Source organism: Actinacidiphila rubida (assembly GCF_900110255.1).
Taxonomy (GTDB): domain Bacteria; phylum Actinomycetota; class Actinomycetes; order Streptomycetales; family Streptomycetaceae; genus Actinacidiphila; species Actinacidiphila rubida.
In genome coordinates this window covers 162,006-182,546 of the sequence record NZ_FODD01000010.1, presented here as the reverse complement: position 1 = coordinate 182,546, position 20,541 = coordinate 162,006, and the positions used below count along the sequence as shown (strand labels likewise).

Annotated in this window: 22 protein-coding genes; 17 read left to right on the top strand and 5 right to left on the bottom strand. The window is 74.4% G+C overall.

From position 1 onward, the window contains the following. Window positions 1–27: 27 nt before the first annotated feature. Window positions 28–1,575, bottom strand: a complete 1,548-nt coding sequence (locus tag BMW99_RS12685) for a glutamate synthase subunit beta (protein ID WP_075016802.1) — start codon at window positions 1,573–1,575, stop codon at window positions 28–30. Between the two features lie 53 nt (window positions 1,576–1,628). Continuing rightward, the gene (locus tag BMW99_RS12680; protein ID WP_075016801.1) at window positions 1,629–2,759 is read right to left on the bottom strand and encodes a carboxylate-amine ligase; all 1,131 of its coding nucleotides are present in this window, start codon (window positions 2,757–2,759) and stop codon (window positions 1,629–1,631) included. 257 nt (window positions 2,760–3,016) lie between these two features. Between BMW99_RS12680 and BMW99_RS12675 the strand changes: the two genes are divergently transcribed. Next, entirely contained in the window at window positions 3,017–3,553 is a 537-nt protein-coding gene (locus BMW99_RS12675; RefSeq protein WP_069467765.1) for an SRPBCC family protein, read from the top strand. Beyond that, a complete protein-coding gene (locus BMW99_RS12670) occupies window positions 3,546–5,147 on the top strand; it encodes a phytoene desaturase family protein (RefSeq protein WP_075016800.1) in 1,602 nt (533 codons plus the stop codon). Before BMW99_RS12675 ends, BMW99_RS12670 begins: the two co-directional genes overlap by 8 nt. A gap of 79 nt (window positions 5,148–5,226) precedes the next feature. On the opposite strand, the gene BMW99_RS12665 is transcribed toward BMW99_RS12670, so the two are convergent. Further along, window positions 5,227–5,649, bottom strand: coding sequence for an SsgA family sporulation/cell division regulator (locus tag BMW99_RS12665; RefSeq protein ID WP_075016799.1), 423 nt, complete (start codon window positions 5,647–5,649; stop codon window positions 5,227–5,229). A 301-nt stretch (window positions 5,650–5,950) separates the two neighbouring features. On the opposite strand from BMW99_RS12665, the gene BMW99_RS12660 reads away from it, so the two are divergent. Continuing rightward, entirely contained in the window at window positions 5,951–6,316 is a 366-nt protein-coding gene (locus tag BMW99_RS12660; protein WP_069467670.1) for a hypothetical protein, read from the top strand. 114 nt (window positions 6,317–6,430) lie between these two features. Here BMW99_RS12660 and BMW99_RS12655 read toward each other — a convergent pair whose 3' ends face one another. Next, window positions 6,431–7,078 (bottom strand): TetR/AcrR family transcriptional regulator, encoded by a 648-nt coding sequence (locus BMW99_RS12655; protein WP_069465711.1) that lies wholly within the window; start codon window positions 7,076–7,078, stop codon window positions 6,431–6,433. A gap of 155 nt (window positions 7,079–7,233) precedes the next feature. Here BMW99_RS12655 and BMW99_RS12650 point away from each other — a divergent pair, with 155 nt between their 5' ends. From BMW99_RS12650 to BMW99_RS12600, 12 genes are all read left to right on the top strand, one after another. Next, window positions 7,234–8,691 (top strand): MFS transporter, encoded by a 1,458-nt coding sequence (locus tag BMW99_RS12650; protein ID WP_069465710.1) that lies wholly within the window; start codon window positions 7,234–7,236, stop codon window positions 8,689–8,691. Between the two features lie 116 nt (window positions 8,692–8,807). Beyond that, entirely contained in the window at window positions 8,808–9,434 is a 627-nt protein-coding gene (locus BMW99_RS12645; protein ID WP_079138771.1) for a DoxX family protein, read from the top strand. 84 nt (window positions 9,435–9,518) lie between these two features. Then, window positions 9,519–10,058: a GNAT family N-acetyltransferase gene (locus tag BMW99_RS12640; protein ID WP_069465709.1), complete on the top strand. Its 540-nt coding sequence runs from the start codon at window positions 9,519–9,521 to the stop codon at window positions 10,056–10,058. A 483-nt stretch (window positions 10,059–10,541) separates the two neighbouring features. Beyond that, window positions 10,542–11,132 carry an ECF RNA polymerase sigma factor SigK gene (gene sigK, locus BMW99_RS12635; RefSeq protein WP_069465708.1) on the top strand — a complete coding sequence of 197 codons (591 nt, stop codon included), beginning with the start codon at window positions 10,542–10,544 and terminating at the stop codon, window positions 11,130–11,132. Next, window positions 11,129–11,878 (top strand): anti-sigma factor, encoded by a 750-nt coding sequence (locus BMW99_RS12630; protein WP_069465707.1) that lies wholly within the window; start codon window positions 11,129–11,131, stop codon window positions 11,876–11,878. Before sigK ends, BMW99_RS12630 begins: the two co-directional genes overlap by 4 nt. A 120-nt stretch (window positions 11,879–11,998) precedes the next feature. Then, a complete protein-coding gene (locus tag BMW99_RS12625) occupies window positions 11,999–12,388 on the top strand; it encodes a DUF3040 domain-containing protein (protein WP_075016797.1) in 390 nt (129 codons plus the stop codon). Between the two features lie 121 nt (window positions 12,389–12,509). Then, entirely contained in the window at window positions 12,510–13,394 is an 885-nt protein-coding gene (locus tag BMW99_RS12620; protein WP_069465705.1) for an oxygenase MpaB family protein, read from the top strand. 55 nt (window positions 13,395–13,449) lie between these two features. Further along, window positions 13,450–13,662, top strand: a complete 213-nt coding sequence (locus BMW99_RS12615; protein ID WP_069465704.1) for a hypothetical protein — start codon at window positions 13,450–13,452, stop codon at window positions 13,660–13,662. 197 nt (window positions 13,663–13,859) lie between these two features. After that, window positions 13,860–14,042: a hypothetical protein gene (locus tag BMW99_RS40730; protein WP_141726321.1), complete on the top strand. Its 183-nt coding sequence runs from the start codon at window positions 13,860–13,862 to the stop codon at window positions 14,040–14,042. 114 nt (window positions 14,043–14,156) lie between these two features. Further along, entirely contained in the window at window positions 14,157–15,080 is a 924-nt protein-coding gene (locus tag BMW99_RS12610) for a heavy metal-binding domain-containing protein (protein ID WP_075016796.1), read from the top strand. Between the two features lie 127 nt (window positions 15,081–15,207). Beyond that, entirely contained in the window at window positions 15,208–16,038 is an 831-nt protein-coding gene (locus BMW99_RS12605; protein ID WP_107451637.1) for a heavy metal-binding domain-containing protein, read from the top strand. 58 nt (window positions 16,039–16,096) lie between these two features. Next, complete coding sequence (locus tag BMW99_RS12600) at window positions 16,097–16,528, top strand: hypothetical protein (protein WP_069464934.1); 432 nt, start codon at window positions 16,097–16,099, stop codon at window positions 16,526–16,528. A gap of 101 nt (window positions 16,529–16,629) precedes the next feature. Here BMW99_RS12600 and sigJ read toward each other — a convergent pair whose 3' ends face one another. After that, window positions 16,630–17,574, bottom strand: a complete 945-nt coding sequence (gene sigJ / locus BMW99_RS12595; protein ID WP_069464936.1) for an RNA polymerase sigma factor SigJ — start codon at window positions 17,572–17,574, stop codon at window positions 16,630–16,632. 220 nt (window positions 17,575–17,794) lie between these two features. On the opposite strand from sigJ, the gene BMW99_RS12590 reads away from it, so the two are divergent. Both BMW99_RS12590 and BMW99_RS12585 read left to right on the top strand, forming a co-directional pair. Next, window positions 17,795–18,424 (top strand): LUD domain-containing protein, encoded by a 630-nt coding sequence (locus BMW99_RS12590; RefSeq protein WP_069464933.1) that lies wholly within the window; start codon window positions 17,795–17,797, stop codon window positions 18,422–18,424. Window positions 18,425–18,548: 124 nt separating this feature from the next. Next, a complete protein-coding gene (locus BMW99_RS12585) occupies window positions 18,549–20,402 on the top strand; it encodes a glycoside hydrolase family 15 protein (protein WP_069464932.1) in 1,854 nt (617 codons plus the stop codon). Window positions 20,403–20,541 lie beyond the last annotated feature (139 nt).

Genomic DNA, 20,541 nt, shown 5'->3' with positions numbered 1-20,541 from the left:
TCCGGCCGGACCGGTACGCGCCGCCCGTCACACGGTGAGCGCACGGTCGTCCGCCGCGATGGGCGCGGGGAGTGCCGTGGAGCCGGTGAGGTAGCGGTCGACGGCCGCCGCCGCCGAGCGCCCCTCCGCGATGGCCCACACCACGAGGGACTGGCCGCGTCCGGCGTCGCCGGCCACGAAGACCCCGTCCGGTCCGCCCGCCGGTCCATCCGACGGGACTCCGCCACGGCTGCCGGACCGGTCGCCGGACGCCGCCGCGCCCGCGCCCGTCGCCGCGAAGTCCGCGTCGCGCGCGTAGTTGCCGCGCGCGTCCAGCGCCAGCCCCAGCTGTCCCACCAGGCCGGCGTTCCGTTCCGGGCCGGAGAACCCCAGGGCGATCAGCACGAGTTCCGCCGGGATCACCCGTTCCGTTCCCGGCCGGGGACGCCTCGCCGCGGGTTCGACCTCCGTCAGGTGCAGGGCGCGCACCCGGCCGGACGCGCTCCCGTCGAAGCGGAGCGTGGCGGCGGAGAAGACCCGCGGGTCGATGCCGGCCCGGTCCCTGGCCTCCTCGTGGGCGTGCGAGATCCGGTACACCCTCGGATAGACGGGCCAGGGCTCGGTCTCCCGCCGGACCCGTTCCGGCTCGGGGTTGATGTCGAGCTGCAGCACCGAGGCCGCGCCCTGGCGCAGCACCGTGCCCAGGCAGTCGGAACCGGTGTCCCCGCCGCCGACGATCACCACGTGCCGGCCCGCGGCGGTGAGCGGTGACGTCGCGTAGTCGCCCTCCGACGTCCGGTTGGCGAGGGTCAGGTACTCCATGGCCTGGTGGATTCCGGCCAGTTCGCGGCCGGGAACCGGGAGGTCCCGCTGCTCGGTGGCACCCACGGCGAGGACGACCGCGTCGTGCCGTGTCGTGAGCTCGGCGGCGTCCAGGCCGCCGCCGACGTCCATGCCCGTGCGGAAGGTGGTCCCCTCGGCGCGCATCTGCCCGATCCGCCGGTCCAGCTGGCCCTTGTCCATCTTGAACGCGGGGATGCCGTAGCGGAGCAGCCCGCCGACGCGGTCGGCGCGCTCGTAGACGACGACCGTGTGGCCGCTGCGGGTGAGCTGCTGCGCGGCCGCGAGGCCGGCCGGGCCGGAGCCGACGACGGCGACGCTCTTCTCGCTGAGCCGCTCGGGAGGCTGCGGTTCGGCGAACCCCTGCTCCCAGATCTGGTCGGCGATGGCCTGCTCGACGTTCTTGATCGTCACCGGTTCGGCGTTGATGGCCAGCACGCACCCCTCCTCGCACGGCGCCGGGCACAGCCGCCCGGTGAACTCGGGGAAGTTGTTCGTGGCGTGCAGCCGCTCGGCGGCGGCGCGCCAGTCGCCGTGCGCGGCGTACACGTTCCACTCCGGTATCAGGTTCCCCAGCGGGCAGGCGTGGTGACAGAACGGGATTCCGCAGTCCATGCAGCGGGCGGCCTGCTCGGAGACGAGCGGCAGCAGCGGCTGCCCGGCGTACACCTCGTCCCAGTCCCCCAGCCGTTCCTGGACCGGGCGCCGCGGGGCCGGGCGGCGCGGGTACTTCATGAACCCGTGGATGTCGGTCATGAGCCGTCTCCTCGCGCACGCGTGGAGTCATGGCATTTCCGCCATTTTACGACTCATTCGACCCGTTCATCCGGGTTCCTTCCCTGGCGGCCGGACCTGCGGCCGGTCTGCGTGACCAGCTCGAGGAGGGCCTTCAGGCTTCCCTCGGCCTCCGCCGCGCGCTGCCGCACGGCACCGGTCCCCTCGTCGAGCAGGCGCCTCACGCCGGCGCCGACCCGCTCGGCGTCTCCGCTCCCCTCCAGGGCGGCGCCGACGTGGTGCAGCAGAGCGTCCACGACTTCGGACGCTGCGGACGGCCGCCCGCAGCGGGGGTCGACCAGGGTGCCGGACAGGCCGTGACGCGCGGCGTGCCACCCCGCCGCGTGCAGGATGCTCGCCGGCGGATCGAGCGGCGGGACTCCGTCGGCCGCTTCCCGCAGCGCCGTCGTGACCAGGGCCCGGGTCAGCCCGGCGAGTGTCACCGCGTCCGCGACGTCCAGCTGGACGTCCGGCGCCCGCACTTCGAGGGTCGGATACGTCTCCGACAGACGCGCCTGCCAGTAGATCTGCCCGCGGTCGGGAATGACGCCGGTGGCCATGAGCGCCTCGACCCGCTCCTCGTACGCGTCGCCGTCGGCGACGAACGGCGGCGGCCCGCTCACCGGCCACCGGCCGAAGACCACCGTGCGCCAGCTGCTGAACCCGGTGTCCCGCCCCTCCCAGAACGGCGAATTGCCGCCGAGCGCCACCAGCACCGGGAGCCAGGGGCGTATCCTTCCGAGCGCGCCCGCCCCGGCCGCGGGGTCGGGGACCCCCACGTGGATGTGCATGCCGCAGATCAGCTGCTCGTCGACCAGCCGGGGCGCGTCGACACGCATCCGGCGGTAGCGCTCCCCGCTCGTGACCGGCACACCCCGCGGCTCGGACGACGGGGCCGCACCGGTCGCGGCCAGCCAACACCCCTCGCCTTCGGCCACGTCCGCGAGCGCCCGCCGAAAACGGGTGAGATGGGACGCGACCTCGTCCAGGCGTTCGCACACCGGAGTGGCGACCTCCACCTGCGCCTGGAGGAGTTCGTCGTCGACCTCGTGGCGCCCCAGCCCGGGTTCGATGCCGGCGTCGTCCCGCACCATGGAGGCTCGGGGCGTCGGCCTGCCCGACTCCACGTCGAGCAGGAGGTACTCCTCTTCCACTCCCAAGGTCATGGCCGCCTCCTCCCCCCGCCCCCTACCCCGGATGCGCCCCGCCATGGCGGGCCCGGCCGCTGCTTCGGGCGGCGCGGTCGATGCGCGAAGCGGCGCTTCGGCCACGGTGCGCGTCCACCGGCGCGGGCGGGGTGCGACGACGGACCGCCCGGGTCGCCGGCGGCACCCGCCCTGCCCCGCAGGCACCGCACCGGACGTTTCGGACGGATCCGCACGGAAAGCCGACCTTTGTCGGCTCGTACGTCCGGAGGTGCCCCATGGCAGTGCGCCACCAGCTCATCAAGCGGCCCCGGGACGACGTGTGGTCGGTGCTCGCCGATCGCGGGCAGTACGCCCGGTGGGTCGCCGGGACGTCCTCCTCCCACGGCGGAGAGGGCGAGTGGCCGGCCGAAGGGTCGTCCCTGGACTACACGGTGGCCCTCGGACCCTGGTCGCTCGAAGGCAGGACCGTCGTCCGCGAGGAGGAGCGCCCCGAACGGCTCGCCCTGGAGGTGGACAGCGGACGGCTGGGGACGGCCAGGGTCGACATCGAGATACGGCCGTGGGGCGAGGACAGCCTCGTGATCGTCGACGAGCACCCGCTCTCCGGCCCGGCGGGCAGCCTCCACAACGTGGCCCTGGACGCGGTGCTGCAGCTGCGCCACCGCCGGATGCTCGCCCGGCTCGCGGAGGTGGTGGAGGGCGCGAACGGCACGTCGTGGGCGAGCGAGACCGACGACACCGGCGGCGCGCACGCGACCGGCCGGCGCGACCGGCACTCCGGGTCCGGCGGCGGGGACGGGCGCGATGCCTGACGCCGTCGTCATCGGCGCGGGACCCAACGGCCTGGTCGCCGCCAACGTCCTCACCGACGCCGGCTGGAGCGTCGAGGTGCTGGAGGCACAGGACCAGCCGGGCGGCGCGGTGCGCAGCGACCACGCGGTCGACCCGGACTTCGTCACGGACGTGTTCAGCTCCTTCTATCCCCTGGGCGCGGCCTCTCCCGTGCTGCGCGCCCTGGACCTGGAGCACGAGGGACTGCGCTGGAGCCACGCGCCGCAGGTCCTGGCGCACCCGCTGCCCGACGGGCGATGTGCGCTGCTCAGCCGCGACGTGCGGGACACCCGGCTGAACCTCGACCGGTTCGCCACGGGTGACGGCGCCGCCTGGCAGGAGTGGCACGCGCTGTGGGAGCGGATCGGGCCGGACGTGCTGGACTGCCTGTTCACCCCGTTCCCGCCGGTGCGCGCCGGCCTGCGCACGCTGGCCCGGCTGAAGCCCGCACCGGCGCTGGAGTTCGCGCGGATGATGACGCTGCCGGCCCGCCGCCTGGGCGAGGAGCAGTTCGCCGGGGAGGGCGGGCGGCTGCTGCTCGCGGGCAACGCCCTGCACGCGGACCTCGCGCCGGAGACCACCGGCAGCGGCGTGTTCGGCTGGCTGCTGTGCATGCTCGGCCAGTCGGTCGGGTTCCCCGTACCGGCCGGCGGCGCGGGGATGCTGACCGCGGCGCTGGCGGGGCGCCTCGCACGCCGCGGCGGCGTCATCCGGTGCGGCGAGCCCGTGACCGGCGTCGTGGTGCGGTCGGGGCGTGCGGTCGCGGTGCGCACCGCGACCGGCGAGGAGGTCCCCGCGCGCCGCGCGGTGCTCGCGGCGGTGCCGGCCCCGCTGCTCTACCGCCGGATGCTGCGTCCGGAGGATCTGCCGGCCTCCGTGCTGCGCCGGCTGCGGCACTTCCAGTGGGACTTCTCGACCTTCAAGGTCGACTGGGCACTGGACGGCCCGGTGCCGTGGACCGCGCCGCTCGCGCGGGGCGCCGGCACCCTGCACCTCGCGGACGGCGTGGACGATCTGACGCGGTTCGCGGCGCAACTGGCGACCCGGCGGATCCCGGACCGGCCGTTCGCCCTGTTCGGCCAGATGACGACCGCGGACCCGACCCGCTCGCCCGTGGGGACGGAGGCCGCGTGGGCCTACACGCACGTTCCGCAGGCCGTCGGCGGCGACGCGGGCGGCGAGGGCCTGACCGGTGCCTGGGACCGAAGCGAGCAGGACACGATGGCCGACCGCCTCGAGGCACAGGTCGAGCGCTACGCGCCCGGCTTCCGCGCACTCGTCCGGCGGCGCCGGATCCTGGCCCCGCCCACGCTGGAGCAGCGCGACGCGAGCCTGCGGGGCGGCGCGATCAACGCCGGCACCGCGGCGGTCCACCAGCAGGTGTTCTTCCGGCCGATCCCGGGCTCGGGCCGCCCCGAGACACCCGTCCGCGGTCTCTTCCTGGCCTCCGCGTCGGCCCACCCCGGGGGCGCCGTGCACGGCGGCCCGGGCGCGAACGCGGCGCGCGCGGCCCTTCATCTGCCGCCGGTGAACGCCCTGTTCACCCGGCTGCAGAAGTCGCTGGCCGGCGGCTGAGGGAGCGGGGAACCGTCATCGGCGGGAGGCGGGGAGCCGGGGCGCCGGGAAGGGAGACGGGGAGCCGTCGCAGCGCCGTTCAGGCCTCCGCGGTGATCGCCGCGAGCGCCGCGTCCAGGTCGGCGCCGACGCGATCGGCATCGCACTCCTGCGTGCCGCGCAAGGACCGGACGAAGGCGGCCACCTCGCGGCTGGGCAGCCGGACATGGACGCCGTCCGGCGGCGCCAGAGCGACCTCGATCCCGTGCCGGCCCCCGGCCGCCGGCCCCACCCGCACGTCGCCCTCCCCCGCCTGCGCCACCAGGCCGGCCGTGAGCAGGTCCCAGCCGAACGTCCAGCGGACCTCCTCGCCCTCGTAGCCGCCCAGCACCATCGTCACGGCGAGCGGGTCGGACGGGTCGTAGACGAGATCGACCGGAAGGCACGCCTTCGACTCACCGAGGAGGTCCACCAGTCCCACCGTGTTCAGCCGCACGGGCCCGCCATCGCCGCCAGGGAACATTCGCCGCTCCTCTTCCACACGCCCGCCTTGTGACTCTTTCGAGGGCTTTGCGGAACCACGCGTTCCGCTCGACTACGCCCGAGCGGCTTACCACTCAACCCGTCCTCAAACCAACGAGGTTGTGCGGACCCGCGCCTCGGTGGCGCGGCCACCGACCCGGCTCGGTGGGGTCCGGCCCCCGAGCTTGCGCGGGCGGCCGGCCGTGGCCCCGGAGCGAGGGCCGCGCCCCGCGATGGCCCATCCGGTGGTTCTGCCCGCGCCACGACCGGGTTCCGCGGCGCCCGGGTCGTAGCGTGCGGGGATGCTGAACGTGAATCCCGCCAGTGACCGCCTGTACCGCGTGATGCAGGCCCTGCTCGCCGCGTACGCCCAGAAGCGCGTGGCTCCGTCGGCTCCGCCCCGAGGCGTCGTAGAGGAGCAGGACGCCCTCGACGCGGTGGTGAACCTCGCCGCGACCCTCGACAGGAACCTCCAGGACGGCACCCTGCCGGAGAACGACGCGGCACACATGGCCGCCCTGCTCATGCTCGTCCGCGACTACGTCCGGCCCCTGCCCGAAGCGCGCGTCGAGCGCGGCGGGCAGCAGGTGGACGGCGTCACGGCGGACCTGCGGGAGTTCGTCGACGCCCTGCGCACCACCCGCGGCAGTTCGGGCATGCGCGGCTGAGGCCGGAGGGGTCGAGCGGCTCGGGCAGCGCTCCCCCGACCCGATCCAACGGGTCACCGACGTCGTCGGCGCGCAGAGGGGCCGCGGGGCCGGTGACGCCGGCGGGGGACGGGATCAGGTTCCGGCCTGAAGGCGGAGGCCCGCCAGCGTCAGCTCGAGGGCGGCGAGGAACTGCTCCCGGTCGTCGTGACCGGCGAACTCGTCGGCGATCTGGTGCACGAACGGGAACTCCGCGGCGTCGAGCGACCGCCACGTCGCGGCGTAGCGGCCGAGGAACTCCTCACGGTCCACGTGGCCGTCGAGCAGCTCCTGGGGGATTTCCGCGCCCAGGTCGGCGGCGGTGCCGACCACGACGCCCACGATCGCCGAGACGGCGTGGAACCGCTGCCGCGGCGTGAGGTCGAGGCGAAGTGTCTGCTGGCCGATCTTCTCGTACAGCCGCAGCGAGTGGCCCTGGACGTCGGTGTTGCGCATGAAGTACGCCGTCAGCCAGGGCCGGTCCACGATCGCGTCGAACAGCGTGACGGCCATGACGCGGAGGTCGGCGATCGGGTCGTCGCTGCCCGGCTGTCCTTCGACGGCGGTCAGGATCCCGCCGATCGCGTGGTCGGTGGCACGGTCGAACAGCTCGTCCTTGTTCGAGACGTACCAGTAGATGGTCCCGACGCCCGTGCCGAGCCGGGCGGCGAGGGCACGGAACGTCAGCGCCGATTCGCCCGCTTCGTCGAGCAGGGCCACTGCCGCGGTGAGGACGGCCTCCATGGAGTGCGAAGCACGTCGGCGGCCTCGGGGAGCGCCTTCGACGGAGCGTGTTCGCGGGGGTGCCATGAGATCCATTCAACCACAATTTGCGCCAGCATCGAACGACGTTCTATCATCGAACCTCGTTCGATAATCGTTCCGAGAGGAGGCCGGCCATGACTGCCACCACCACCGCGCCCGCTTCGACCCGCACCTACCCGTCGCTGCGCGCGGCCTGGATCCCCCTGGCCGCGCTCTGCCTGGCCTTCTTCGTCGAGATGGTCGACAACACGCTGCTCTCGATCGCGCTGCCCACGATCGGCCGCGACCTCGGCAGCGGCACGACCGCGCTGCAGTGGGTCACCGGCGCCTACTCGCTGACCTTCGGCGGCCTCCTGCTGACGGCGGGGTCCGTCGCCGACCGCCTCGGACGCCGCCGGGTGCTGCTGGTCGGCCTCGCCGTGTTCGGCCTGCTGAGTCTGTGCGTGGTCGCCGTCGACTCCACCGGGCAGCTCATCGCCCTGAGAGCGGGTCTCGGCATCGCCGCCGCGGCCATGGCGCCGATCACCAACTCGCTCGTCTTCCGGCTGTTCGACGACCAGGCGCTGCGGATGCGCGCGATGACCCTGATGATCATCGTCGGGATGTCCGGGTTCGTCCTCGGCCCGCTGCTGGGCGGCACCGCGCTCGCCCACGTGAGCTGGGAGTGGCTCCTGGTGGTCAACGCGCCGATCGCGCTGATCGCGGCCATCGGCGTCCGGCTGGGGGTCGCGGCCGACCGGCGGGAGGACCTGACCGACGACAAGCTCGACCTGCCGGGCGCCGTCCTCAGCGTCGTCGCCATCGGCCTGGCCTGCTACGCGCTGACCAGCGGCGTCGACCACGGCTGGCTCTCCGTGACCACACTCGGGTCGGTCCTCGGCGCGGTGGCCGCGGGCATCGCCTTCGTGGGGCACGAGCGCCGCAGCGCGGCACCCATGCTGGACCTCGGCCTCTTCTCGAACGGCACCGTCCGCGGTGCCGCCATCGCGCAGACCGGGACGTCCATCGCGATGGCCGGCGTGATGTTCGGGCTCATCCTCCACTTCCAGTACGCCTACGGCTGGAGCCCCGTGCGGGCCGGCCTGGCCAACCTGCCGATCATCGTGACCATGGTCGTCGCGACGCCCTTGTCCGAATGGCTCGCGAAGCGGTTCGGGCACCGCGTCGCCTGCCTGGTCGGCGCGGCCTGCCTGAGCGGGTCGCTGGCCGGCCTCGCCTGGGGTGTCGACCACGGGTACGCCGCCATCGCGGTCTCCATGGTCGTGATGACCGTCGGGCTGCGCACCGTCATGACGATCTGCGCCATCGCCCTGGTCGACGCGATGCCGGCCAACCGCACCTCGATCGGCACGGCGCTCAACGACACCGCGCAGGAGGTCGGGACCAGCGTCGGCACCGCCGTGATCGGCACCATGATCGCCGCGCTGGTCACCACCCAGCTGCCCGCGGGCGTCTGGAGCAAGGACCTCGTGGAGTCGTTCTTCCACGGCGAGCGGATCACGTACGCCCTGCTGGCAGTGGTCGTGGGCCTGATCGCGGCAGGTGGCGCGCTCACCCTCACCGACTCGCACTCGGTCGAGGAGCCGGCCTGAGGCAGGCCCGCCCGGCCCATGCCGCGAGGTGACGTCCGGGGCCCCGCGATGGCGGCCTCCGGACGGCGGGACGGCCCGCCGGGCATGCCACGGGCGCGCCAGGGCATCCGGTGGACATGGCTGTCCTGAGAAGAGTCGCCCGGCCCATGCTGGCCTGTGTGTTCGTCGGCAGCGGGGTCGGCGCGCTGCGCGCCCCGGCCGTACCGACCGGCCCGGCCCCCGAGGCGGACCCGGATCCCGCCGCTCGGCGGCTGCCGTATCTGCCGCAGAACGCGCGGGAGTTGGCCCAGGTGTGCGCCGCCGTGCAGGTGGGTGCCGGCGCGCTGCTCGCCCTCGGCAGGCTGCCTCGGCTCTCGTCGCTGGCACTGGCCGCGTCGTTGGTGCCGACGACGCTCACCGACCACGCGTTCTGGACCGTCGAGGATCCCGAGGAGCGGGCCGTCCAGCGGGTGCTGTTCCTCAAGAACGTCTCGCTGACGGGCGGCCTGCTGCTCGCCGCGGCCGACACGCACGGCAAGCCGTCCCTGGCCTACCGGGCCCGCGGGGCCGCCCATCGCACGGGCGCGGACGTCGCCGGGACCGCGCACGCGGTCGTCGCGGGCACCGGGGACCTGGCGCACGCCGTGGTCTCGGGGACCGGGCACCTCGCGCAGGCCGTCCGCTCGGGCACCGAGGACATCGCGCACAGCGCCGCCGCGCACCTGCACGACGCCACCGGCAGCGTGCGCGGCCACCTGCCCTGAGCCCCCGGCCCGGGGACACCGTCCCGCGCGGCCCGGCCCGCCACCGCGTTCGGCGGTGGCGGGCCGGCGTGCGAGGATCCCCGGGTGAACGATCTCCGTGTCCGCCCGGCCGCCGACGGCGATGTCGCCGCCCTCGTCCGCCTCCGTGACGACGCCGCGCGGTGGATGCTGGCCCGAGGGATCGCCGGTCAGTGGCTGCCGGGCGAGCTGGGCGAGGACCACTTCCGCCGCGTCATGGCGCACGGCGAGGTCTGGCTCGCGGAGAGGGGCGGACACGTCGCCGGCGCCTGGGAGTTGTGGTGGGAGGACCAGGCCGCGTGGGGCCCCCAGCCGCCGGTGGCCGGTTACGTGCACCGGCTCATGGTCGACCGTGCCGTCGCCGCTCCCGGCACCGGCACCTTCCTGCTGAACGCCGCGGAGCGTCGCGTGGCCGAGGCGGGGAGGCCGCTCGTGCGGCTGGACTGCCTGGCCGGGAACGCGGAGCTCAACGCCTACTACCGGCGCGCCGGTTACCGCGCGGTGGGCCGCAAGGACGGCAAGGCGCAGCCGGGCGGACCCGCCAAGTCCTTCACGCTGCTGGAGAAGGCGCTGCCCGGGGCGGACGGGGTGACGTCCGAGGGGTGATCGCGGGACGCCGCCGTGCCCGAGGGCCTCGCGCGTGCCGCGCCCGTTCTGCGCCGAGCGCGACCGGCGCGGCCGGGGGTCGCCTACGCATCGGCGCGCCGTTCCTGGCGCTCACCGTGGTCCGCTTCCTGCCGGCGGGCGACGCGCTGCCGCGGGGGTGACCGCCCGCCGTGGGGGCGACTACCGGAGGCGTCCGTGCCGCGGCCTTGGTGGCCTACCCGCTGTCGCGATCGGTCGCGCTTCCGGAGATCGACCGACGCCCGCGACCGCACCGAACCGCTCGGCCCGGCGTCCGTCGCCCCGGAACCGGTCGTCGTCACACACGCGGCATTCGCCCCCGCCCGCTGTCGGGCCGCCGTCGCGCCGTGAACGCGGCGGGGACGCCCGGCGGGCAGCCACCAGCGGAGATCCTGCCCTGGCACCAATCCGCGTGCCACGCGGCACCGAATCCAGGGTGAGCGCTCACGCCGGCAGGAGGTGCCCATGCGTGCCGCAGCGCATCGCGGTCCAGCGCACGGCCGGCCCGCGCAACGAGTCCTGGAGTCGCTGCCCGCACGCGTCTCACGCGGGGACCGCGAGGCTTTCGAGGCCCTCCGCACCGCCGTCGCCGGGTCCGTGCCGGGCCTCGCGCGGCGCGTGGTCAGGGACCGGGCGCAGTCGGAAGAGGTCGCGCGGGAGGTCCTGATCGACGTGTGGAGGTGCGCCGCCCGCTTCGACCCGCGGCAGGGCGGCGCGCTCGCCTGGATCATGACGCTGACCCACCGCCGTGCCGTGGACCGGGTGCGCTCCGTGCAGGCGGCCGCCGACCGCGAGGTGCGGGCCGGGAGCCGCGACCACGCGCCCGCCTTCGACGAGGTGAGCGAGCGGGTGGAACAACGGCTGGAACGCGAACAGGTACGCCGCTGCCTTCAGCAGCTCACCGGGCTCCCGCGCGAGTCGGTCACGCTCGCCCACTACCGCGGCTCCACCTGCCAGCAGACCGCCGAGGTCCTCGGCGCCGCGCCGGGCACCGTCAGGACCCGGCTGCGCGACGGGCTGATCCGCCTCCGCGACTGCCTGGGGGTGAGCTCATGACCGGCACCGACCTGCACACCCTGACCGGCGCGTACGCGGTCGGTGCGCTGACGCGGTCCGAGGCGGAGGAGTTCCGGCGCCACATGGGCCGGTGCGAGGCCTGCGCCCGGGAGGTCCGCGAACTGCGGGAGACCGCTGCCCGGTTGGCCCTGGCGGTGGCCGAGGTGCCGCCGGCCGGACTGCGACACCAGGTCATGTCGGCCGTCGGCGGCACCAGGCAGCTGCCCCCCGAGGTGAACGTCACTCCCCTGCGGTCCGCCCGGCGGCTCCGGTGGCGCCGGCGGCTGCCCTACGCGGCCGCCGCCGCGTGCCTGGCGGTCGCCGGAGTCGCCGGCGGAGTCGCTGTCGACGCCCAGAACCAAGCCGACTCCCAGCACCGGCAGGCCGTCCGCGCCGAACAGCAGGCCACGGAACTCAGCGCCCTGACGGCGGCACCCGACGCGACCTTCCACACCGGAGCCCTCAAGGGCGGCGGCACCGCCACCGTCGTCTCCTCCCGCGCCCTAGACCGGGCCGCCGTCCTCTTCCACGGCCTGCCGGCCCTGCCCCGCTCCCAGGTCTACGAGCTCTGGTACAGCCACCACGGCACGATGGTCCCCGCCGGGCTGGTGGCACAGGGACGGTCAGCGGGCGCCACCGTCCTCACGGGGTCGCAGGCGGCCGCCGACGGCGTCGGCATCACCGCCGAGCCCCACGGCGGCTCCACCTCGCCCACCAGCCCGCCGCTGGCCCTCCTGCCGGTGTGACAGCGCTGTCCGCGGGCATCGACCTCAAGCTCTGACGACCTGCCCGTGTCGTTCGCCCTGCCAGGGGTAGTCGTAGGGCGCGGATCTCGGGGCCGCCCATGACATCGGGTGGAGGCGACGATGGACCTGACGGTGCGCGAACGGAAAGTGCTGGCCGACATGGAGCGAGCACTGACACAGGAGGATCCCCACCTGGCCCGTCAGCTGGCGCGGATGCGGCTGACGCACAGGCGGGAGGCGCGGCCCGCGCCAGCGGAGGAGGCCCCGCCGACCGGAGCCGACGCCACGGAGCACGCGGCGGAACGCGCCGCGGCCCCGGACGGTACCGGGGACGACGAGCCCGGGGCCGCCGGGCGGCGCGTCGCCAAGGGGTTCCTCGCACTCGCCTTGGTGCTGTTCGTGGTGTCGGTCGTGACGGCGTCCCCCGAGACGCTGTACGCCGCGGGCACGGCCGCCCTGGTCTCCGCGGCGGCCTGCCTGGGGGCGCGTTCGGCCGCACGCCGCGAGTGACCGGCTCCGGCGGTCTCGTCACCGTCGGTCACGGCACGTACGGAGGTCAGCGGGGATAGCCGGACGGCGGCTCACCCGTGGCAGGGTGGAAGGGGCACGGCATCCGAGGGGAGCCCCGTCCATGGAGCATGCGAACGACACCATCGGCCTGCGCGCACAGCTGGGCCAACTCCTGTTCGCGCGCGTCGCCGGTCCCGAGGGGCCGCGCAACCGGGCCCGCATCCACGGCACCCCCGGCCCGCGCTGGTTCGGCCCCGACCGCCCCATCCGCCGGGTGCACGGTGACGCCTCGATGTTCATCGGCGGCCTGTCCGCGCTGCTGCTCCAGTCCCTCCACCCGCTCGCGATGGCGGCCGTCGAGGCCCACTCGGGATATCGCGGCGACCCCTGGGGCCGGCTCCAGCGGACCAGCACCTTCCTCGCCACCACGACGTACGGCACCGCGGAGTTCGCGGAGCAGGCGTGCGCCCGGGTACGGGCGGTGCACGACCGCGTGCGCGGCGTGTCCGCGGACGGCGAGCCGTACCGCGCCGCCGATCCCCGTCTGCTCGGCTGGGTGCACGCCGCCGAGGTGGACAGCTTCCTGCGCGCGCACCAGCGCTACGGTGCGCACCCCCTGACACCCGCCGGCTACGACGGGTACGTCCTCGACGCCGCGCGGATCGCGCAGGAGCTGGGTGTCGCCGACCCGCCCACCGACCGCGCGGAACTCTCCCGGACGCTCGCCGGCTACCGTCCGGAGTTGCGCGCCACCCCCGCGGCGCACCGGGCCGCCCGGTTCCTGCTGCTCCGGCCGCCCGTCCCGCTCGCCGTCCGGCTGCCGTACGGCGCGCTGGCCGCCAACGCCGTGTCGCTGCTCCCGCCGTGGGCCGCACGCGAGCTGGGCCTCCCCCGGCTGCCGCTGGTCGACCAGTGGTGCGTCCGGCCCCTGGGATCGGCCGTCACCTCGGCCGTCCGCTGGGCCATGGCCCCGGGGCGCCCGGCGGACACGTCCCCCGTGGAGTGACGGGACATCCCGGGCTTCCGTGTTCGAACGGGGTTTGAGCGGTCAGAAGAAGCCCATGACGCACTACCCGATGACGCACATCGACCTGACCGAGGGCACCGACCGGCGGACCGATCCGGACTCCGGCGCGGCTCCGCAGGCCCGGCACGCACGTCTCGCGCCCGCGCACCACCACGCCGCGAACTCGCTGCCCGCGACCCACGTGCTGCTGCTCGCCCTGTCCGCGGTCGTCGTCCTGATCGCCGTCCTCGCGGTCGCCATGAGGTGAGCACCGCACCGCCGGCCCGGCGCGACCGCGATGTCCGAAGTGTTTCGGTCCGTCCTGACCGGTGAGGCGAGGAGGAGAAGCGAGGAGGACGGCGGTCACGGCGAAGCGGGAGACCGCTCCCGGCCCACGGACCGGTTTCCCGGCCCGGGGCGCGCCCGCACCCGCCGGCTCTGCCCATCAGCGACGAATGAGGAATCGTGCCTGACGAGAGGATCGCCGGCCAGCCGGCCGGTCACCGTTCCCCCAGCCGTATATCCACCGCGCGGCCGGTCATCGGCCGCCCCCGCACCTGCCTCCCCGCTCGCGACCGGCGCACCGGTCCGGAAGCCTGGCGTTACCCCGAGGGCGACGAATCCACGATCGTCCGCAGCGAGGACTGACCCGCCCGCGTCGCGCCCAGCCCGTGCGCACCCCCTGTCGCGAGGACCGCTCGTCCGGGGCGTAACCTCGCGCTAGCCTCGCGCTACGAGTCGGGCGGGGGAACTGGGGGGCGCGTGTCGGAGCCATGGAACGGGGCGGGGCTGCCTCCCGCCGCCACGGAGCGGCTGGCGTCCGCGGGCAGCAGCGGAACGTGGACCTCGGCACTCTCCACCGGTGAGTTCGCGGCCGTCCGCGCGGTGGGCTTCGAGCCGGTCGGCCAGGTCATGGGGTCCGCGGTCTTCCACATCGGGCGCACCGGCAGGTACTGGGGCTACCACGACTGCCAGTTCGCCGGCGCCGGGTACGGCTACACCCTCGGTTCGCGCCGCGGCGGCGCCCAGGTCGCACTGTCCGGGAACGGCGCCCCGTCGGCGCCGCTGGTCGGCGTGTTCGACGAGGCCAGGCGCACCGCGCTGGCCCGCATGTCCGCGGAGTGCCGGGCCCTCGGCGGCGACGGAGTCGTGTCCGCGTCACTGACCATGGCCCCCTTCACCGGCCGCGCCAACTGCCTCGAGTTCCAGGTCATCGGCACCGCGGTCAGGGCTCAGGGCGTGCGGCACGTCGCCGACCCCTTCACCTCGCACCTGAACGGCGAGGGCTTCGCCAAGCTCGTCGGCGCCGGCTGGATACCGGTCACGCTGCTGGTCGGCATGTCGATCGGGGTCCGGCACGACGACTACGGGACCGCGTCGCAGCGGTACTCCTGGCGGAACACCGAGGTGGCGGGCTGGACCGACCTGGTCCACGCGGTGCGCTCCGACGCGCGGGCGCAGCTCGGCGTTCAGGGCGCGCGGCGGGGCGGTGACGGACTCGTGATGGCCGCGAACCGACTGCGGGTGTGGTCGGAGCCGTGCATCCGCTCCGGCAACCGGGACCAGGAGGACCACATCGCCGAGGCGACGATGATCGGCACGACGATCGCCCGGTTCCGCGTCGGGCAGCCGCCGCCGCGGACCCTGTCCGTGATGCCTCTCGGCGGCCGCGGACGGACCCCGTGATCTCCCCGCGCCCTGCCCGGTGCCGCTCCCGTTCCCCGTCCCTTTCCGGCTCCCGTTTCCATCTGGCCGCCCATCTCCCGATGCCTGTCACGCATCGCCCAACGCACGGTCGACGAGGGGTACTGACATGACGAACCAACAGCCGAGCGCCGAAGGCGTTCCCGCGGACGCGATGCGCCGGTTGGCCGAGCTGACGCCCGGAAGGCCCGGCTCCCTCTTCACCAGCGACCTGTCGGTGAACGAGTTCCTGCTCGTCAGGGAGGCCGGTTTCAAGCCGATCGGCCTGGTGCTGGGCAGCTCGATCTACCACGTGGGGATCCAGCTCGGCCGCTGGGGCAAGAACCAGGAGCTGACCACCCTGAGCCAGGCGATGTACCACGCCAGGGAGCTGGCCATGACGCGGATGGAGGCGGAGGCCGCGGCGCTGGGCGCGGACGGCATCGTCGGCGTCCGGCTGACCGTGGAGGCGCGGGAGTTCGGCAACGACATCGCGGAGTTCATCGCGATCGGCACCGCGGTCAAGGCCGACGCCCCGCCGCCCGGCGGCGGCACGTGGCGCAACCTCAAGGGGCAGCCCTTCACCTCGGACCTGTCCGGGCAGGACTTCTGGACGCTGATCCGGGCGGGCTACGCGCCGCTGGGCATGGTGATGGGCACCTGCGTCTACCACATCGCCCACCAGAAGATGGGCGCGGTGCTGTCGAACATGGGCCGCAACGTGGAGATCGAGCAGTTCACGCAGGCCCTCTACGACGCGCGTGAGCTGGCCATGGCACGGATGCAGACGGAGGCCGAGGCGCTCCAGGCGGAAGGCGTGGTCGGGGTGCAGCTCAACGCGCACAACCACCGGTGGGGCGGGCACACCACCGAGTTCTTCTCGATCGGCACGGCGGTCCGGCCCCTGCGGCCGGACCACGAGATCGAGCGGCCCACGATGGTGCTCAGCCTCGACGGCTGACAGGCCCGGGCCCGGGCCCGGCAGTGCACGACGATGTCTCGGAGCGTGAGGGAAGACGATGAGTGAGCGGGAACCTTCGGCGGAGCAGCCGGATCCGGGCGCGGTGCTCGACCAGCTGGCCGCCGCGCTGCGCCGGGACGCGGCCGACCTGGAGACCTACGCCAAGGTGCTGACCGTGTCGCTCGCCGACGCGCTGCCGGCGGACGCGGTCGCCGTGGAGCGCAGGCGCACCGTGGGCGACCGGCTCGCGGGGCGTGAGGGCCGCGTCGAGCGGCTCGAAGTCACCCTGGACGACAAGCGGTTGATCCTGACCGTGACGCACGGCCGCCCCCAGGGCGAGCTGGCGACCGTGGTGCGCGGCGTGGTCCTCTCGCGGACGCCGGTGCCGCTCGACGCGTGGGCGGCCGATCTGGCCGCGGCGGTGGCCCGCCGCGCCGAGTCCGACGCGCGTGCCCGCGCGGCCCTGGAGAGGCTGGTCCTGGGCGACTGAGGCGGCCGGCGGGCCGGCCGCGCCGCTCACACGCGGCTGCGCCGCCCGTCGCCCGCCCACCATCGCCCCATGGTCAGCCCGGTGGGCCGTCGTCGGCGCGGTCAGCCCGTCGTCCAGTGGCGGAGCTTCTCGGGGTTGCGCACCACCCAGATGTGCGTGATCCGGTCGTCCGCGACGTCGAACGCGAACACCGTGACCGTGACGCCGTCCTGCACGGCGACCAGGCCGGGCTGGCCGTTGACGCTGTCCTCCAGGAACGCCATGTTCTCCGGCTTGCGGCGGGCGATCTCGACCCAGGCGTGCGCGATCTGCTCGCCGCCCTCGATGGGGTGCAGGAACGTCGCGGCGAGCCCGCCGCCGTCGGCGATCGCCGTGGCGCCGGGATCGAGCAGCGCGACGAGCGCGTCGATGTCCTTGGCTTCCCACGCCTGCTTGAAGTCCCGCACGACGCCGGCCCGTTGGGCGGCCGGCGTCGCGGACGGCCGCGACGTCCTGATGCGGCGGCGCGCCGACGAGGCCAGCTGGCGGCACGCCGCCGGTGTCCGGCCGACGATCTCGGCCACCTCCGCGAAGGAGTGGCAGAACACGTCGTGGAGGATGAACGCGACGCGTTCGGCCGGCGTCATCGACTCGAGCACGACCAGGAACGCCAGGTTGACCGACTCGTCCAGCGTGACACGGTCGGCCGGGTCCACCGAGGCGCCGCCGGGCCGCCCGCCGCCGAGGCTCCACTCCGCGTGCCCGGGCAGCGGCTCGGGGATCCACGCGCCGACGTACGTCTCCCGCCGGGCACGGGCGGAGCCGAGCACGTTCAGGCAGATGCGGCTGGTGACGGTCGTCAGCCAGGCGCCGGGCGACTCGATGGCGTCCTGCTCGGCCGGGGACATCGCGTACCAGCGCGCGTAGGTCTCCTGGACGGCGTCCTCGGCCTCGGCGACGGAGCCCAGCAGCCGGTAGGCGATGTTGATCAGCTGGCGCCGCTCGCTCATCACCGTGTCCAGGCCCTCGTCGGGCCCGCCCTGTCGTGTCCCGGATCGGGTGGTCATGGTGCCGGCGGCTCCCTCGCTCGCTGCTGCGCTCACCCCATTCGACAGGACGGCGGCCCGGAATGTGAGGCGGCGGGCCTCGCGGCCGACGACGCGCCGGTCCGTGGCCGGGGCCGTGGACGCACCGTACGGCGCCGCGCCGCCTGACATTCCGGCGTGCTGCGTTGTCGTACCCGCCGAGAGCAGCACTTCGTCCAGCGAACAGGAAGACCACACAGCCATGACCACCCCGATGCCGGCCACCCAGTTCGAGGCCCCCGCGACGACCGACCGCCTGGAGCGCGCGGCCGCCGCCCTGACCGCACACGGCTTCGCCGTGGAGATCCTCGACGACGCCGCAGCCGCGCGTGTCCGGATGCGCGACCTGATTCCCGAGGGTGCGAGCGTGTTCACCGGCGCCAGCGAGACACTCCGCCTGTCGGGCATCGACGACGACATCAACGCCGGCGGGCGGTACGAGGCGATCAAGCCCCGGGCCGTCGCGATGGACCGCACCACCGAAGCCGACGGCATCCGGCGGCTGCTCGCGAGCCCCGACGTCATCGTGGGCAGCGTCGCCGCGCTCACCGAGACCGGCTCCCTCGTGATCGCCTCGGGCAGCGGCAGCCAGCTGCCCGGTTACGCGGGCGGCGCCGCCCGCGCCATCTGGGTCGTCGGGGCGCAGAAGGTGGTGCCCGACCTGGAGACCGCGCTGCGGCGCGTCGAGGACCACTGCCTCCCGCTGGAGAGCGCCCGCACGCGGAAGGCCTACGGGGTGCCCAGCGCCGTCAACCGCCTGCTCGTCCTCAACGCCGAGCGCACCCCGGGGCGCGGCACCGTCCTGCTGCTCCGCGAGGCCATCGGGTTCTGAGCCCGGACCCCGCCCCGGAACGGCGTCGCCCGGCGCCGCGCTGCGCGACCACTTGGTGCCCCGTACGGTTGATTGAAGGCCGCACCTCCGACCTCGCTCAGGGCCGGGGAGAGGAGCTGTGTCGATGCAGACCGCGATCGGCGACTACGCGCTGCTGTCCGACTGCCGGACGGCGGCGCTGGTGAGCAAGGGCGGTTCGATCGACTGGCTGTGCGTGCCCTGCTTCGACTCCCGCGCGGTGTTCGCCCGGTTGCTCGGCGAGGGCGCCGGGCACTGGTCGATCGCCCCGTCGGCGGGCTTCGAGAGCAGTCGCGTCTACCTGGACGGGTCCCTGGTGGTGCGGACGTCGTTCCGCACCACCGGCGGGGAGGTGGCGGTCACCGACGCGTTCGCCACCGGACCCAACGAGGGCGGCCACGCGCTGGGGGCCGAGGCCCCGCAGGTGCTGGTGCGCGTGCTGCAGGGGATCCGCGGCGACGTCGACGTCGAGGCGCAGTTCGCACCGCGCCCGGAGTACGGGCTGGTCCACCCGCTGCTGATCCCGGTGGAGGGCGGCATGCGGTGCCACGGCGGACCGCACACCCTGGGGCTGAGCTCCCCGGTCCCGTTCGAGGTCGACGACTGCGCGCACGCCAGGTTCACCGTGCACGCCGGGGACCGGCTCGCCTTCGCCCTGCACTTCGTGCAGGCCGGTCAGACGCCGCGGCTGAGGAGCCAGGGGGAGATCGAGGACCTGTTGTGGGAGACCATCGGCGCGTGGCGCGTCTGGTCCGACCAGCACGAGCGGTACCAGGGCATGTGGGAGGACCAGGTCCACCACAGCGGCCGGGTGCTGCAGGCCCTCACCTACCGTCCCTCGGGCGCGATCATCGCCGCCCCCACCACCTCCCTGCCGGAGGCGGTGGGCGGCCCTCGCAACTGGGACTACCGCTACGCGTGGGTCCGTGACGGTTCCTTCGCACTCAACGCCCTGTGGGTCGCGGCCTGTCCGGACGAGGCGGTGGCGTTCTTCGACTGGATGGCGCAGGCCGCGGCGGCCGACCCGCGGGGCCGCCAGGACCTGCAGATCATGTTCGGGGTCCGTGGCGAGTGCGACCTGACGGAACGGGAGTTGGGCCATCTGCCGGGGTGGCGGGGCAGTTCGCCGGTGCGGATCGGGAACGACGCCTGGCGACAGCGGCAACTCGACGTCTACGGGGAGCTGATGTGCTCGGCACACCGCCTGCGCTCCTACCTGCCGCGGGCCGACACGACGACGTTGCACTTCCTGGCCTCGCTGGTGGACACCGCCTGCCAGCGGTGGCGGGAGCCGGACGAGGGCATCTGGGAGGTCCGCAGCGGGCGCCGGCACTTCGTGTACTCCAAGCTGATGTGCTGGGTGGCCGCGCACCACGGCGTGCAGCTCGCCGGACTGCTCGGCGCCGAGGACCGCGTGCCGGTGTGGAGCCGCGTCCGGGACGAGATCCGCGCCGCGATCGAGGAGCACGCCTGGAACGACGACGTCGGCGCGTACACCCAGGCCTTCGGCTCCCGCGTCCTCGACTCCTCGACGCTGATGCTGCCGCTGGTCGGCTTCACGCCGGCCGACGACCCGCGGATGCTGTCCACGCTCCGCGCGATCACCGAGCACCTGACCGACGACCGGGGCCTGGTCCACCGGTACGGCGCCATGGACGACGGGCTGACCGGCGGCGAGGGGACGTTCCTGCTGTGCACCTTCTGGCTCGCCGAGGCGCTGGCGCTGGCCGGGGAGGTCGACGAGGCGGAGCGGGTGTTCGAGCGGGCCGCGGCGGCCGCGAACGACGTCGGGCTGATGGCCGAGGAGGTCGCCGTCGGATCGGGCGAGGCACTGGGCAACTTCCCCCAGGCGTTCAGCCACGTGGGGCTGATCAACGCGGCGTGGATGATCTCCCGGGTGAAGTCCGGCGAGATCACCGCGCGGAGCATCGCGGACGGTACGGCGTTCTGCCCCGACTGAGTCCGCCCCCGCGGGCCGCCCCGCCGCCGGGCCGGGCGCGCGCCCGGGCCGCCGCCGTGGGCCCGGCACCTGAAGGCGAGTGTGCGGGACACCCTCACGCGGGGGCTGGCGTACCGGGCGGCGCGAGCGCGGGACGGCG

What these genes read in the sequence shown, in the direction of transcription:
- BMW99_RS12665 (WP_075016799.1), bottom strand. Translation starts at nt 5,649, where the DNA reads ATGTTCCCTGGCGGCGATGGCGGGCCCGTGCGGCTGAACACGGTGGGA.
- BMW99_RS12605 (WP_107451637.1), top strand. Translation starts at nt 15,208, where the DNA reads ATGACGAACCAACAGCCGAGCGCCGAAGGCGTTCCCGCGGACGCGATG.
- BMW99_RS12615 (WP_069465704.1), top strand. Translation starts at nt 13,450, where the DNA reads ATGACGCACTACCCGATGACGCACATCGACCTGACCGAGGGCACCGAC.
- BMW99_RS12660 (WP_069467670.1), top strand. Translation starts at nt 5,951, where the DNA reads ATGCTGAACGTGAATCCCGCCAGTGACCGCCTGTACCGCGTGATGCAG.
- BMW99_RS12675 (WP_069467765.1), top strand. Translation starts at nt 3,017, where the DNA reads ATGGCAGTGCGCCACCAGCTCATCAAGCGGCCCCGGGACGACGTGTGG.
- BMW99_RS12625 (WP_075016797.1), top strand. Translation starts at nt 11,999, where the DNA reads ATGGACCTGACGGTGCGCGAACGGAAAGTGCTGGCCGACATGGAGCGA.
- BMW99_RS12630 (WP_069465707.1), top strand. Translation starts at nt 11,129, where the DNA reads ATGACCGGCACCGACCTGCACACCCTGACCGGCGCGTACGCGGTCGGT.
- sigK (WP_069465708.1), top strand. Translation starts at nt 10,542, where the DNA reads ATGCGTGCCGCAGCGCATCGCGGTCCAGCGCACGGCCGGCCCGCGCAA.
- BMW99_RS12670 (WP_075016800.1), top strand. Translation starts at nt 3,546, where the DNA reads ATGCCTGACGCCGTCGTCATCGGCGCGGGACCCAACGGCCTGGTCGCC.
- BMW99_RS12590 (WP_069464933.1), top strand. Translation starts at nt 17,795, where the DNA reads ATGACCACCCCGATGCCGGCCACCCAGTTCGAGGCCCCCGCGACGACC.
- BMW99_RS12620 (WP_069465705.1), top strand. Translation starts at nt 12,510, where the DNA reads ATGGAGCATGCGAACGACACCATCGGCCTGCGCGCACAGCTGGGCCAA.
- BMW99_RS12650 (WP_069465710.1), top strand. Translation starts at nt 7,234, where the DNA reads ATGACTGCCACCACCACCGCGCCCGCTTCGACCCGCACCTACCCGTCG.
- BMW99_RS12655 (WP_069465711.1), bottom strand. Translation starts at nt 7,078, where the DNA reads ATGGAGGCCGTCCTCACCGCGGCAGTGGCCCTGCTCGACGAAGCGGGC.
- BMW99_RS12685 (WP_075016802.1), bottom strand. Translation starts at nt 1,575, where the DNA reads ATGACCGACATCCACGGGTTCATGAAGTACCCGCGCCGCCCGGCCCCG.
- BMW99_RS12600 (WP_069464934.1), top strand. Translation starts at nt 16,097, where the DNA reads ATGAGTGAGCGGGAACCTTCGGCGGAGCAGCCGGATCCGGGCGCGGTG.
- sigJ (WP_069464936.1), bottom strand. Translation starts at nt 17,574, where the DNA reads ATGACCACCCGATCCGGGACACGACAGGGCGGGCCCGACGAGGGCCTG.
- BMW99_RS12585 (WP_069464932.1), top strand. Translation starts at nt 18,549, where the DNA reads ATGCAGACCGCGATCGGCGACTACGCGCTGCTGTCCGACTGCCGGACG.
- BMW99_RS12680 (WP_075016801.1), bottom strand. Translation starts at nt 2,759, where the DNA reads ATGACCTTGGGAGTGGAAGAGGAGTACCTCCTGCTCGACGTGGAGTCG.
- BMW99_RS12645 (WP_079138771.1), top strand. Translation starts at nt 8,808, where the DNA reads ATGGCTGTCCTGAGAAGAGTCGCCCGGCCCATGCTGGCCTGTGTGTTC.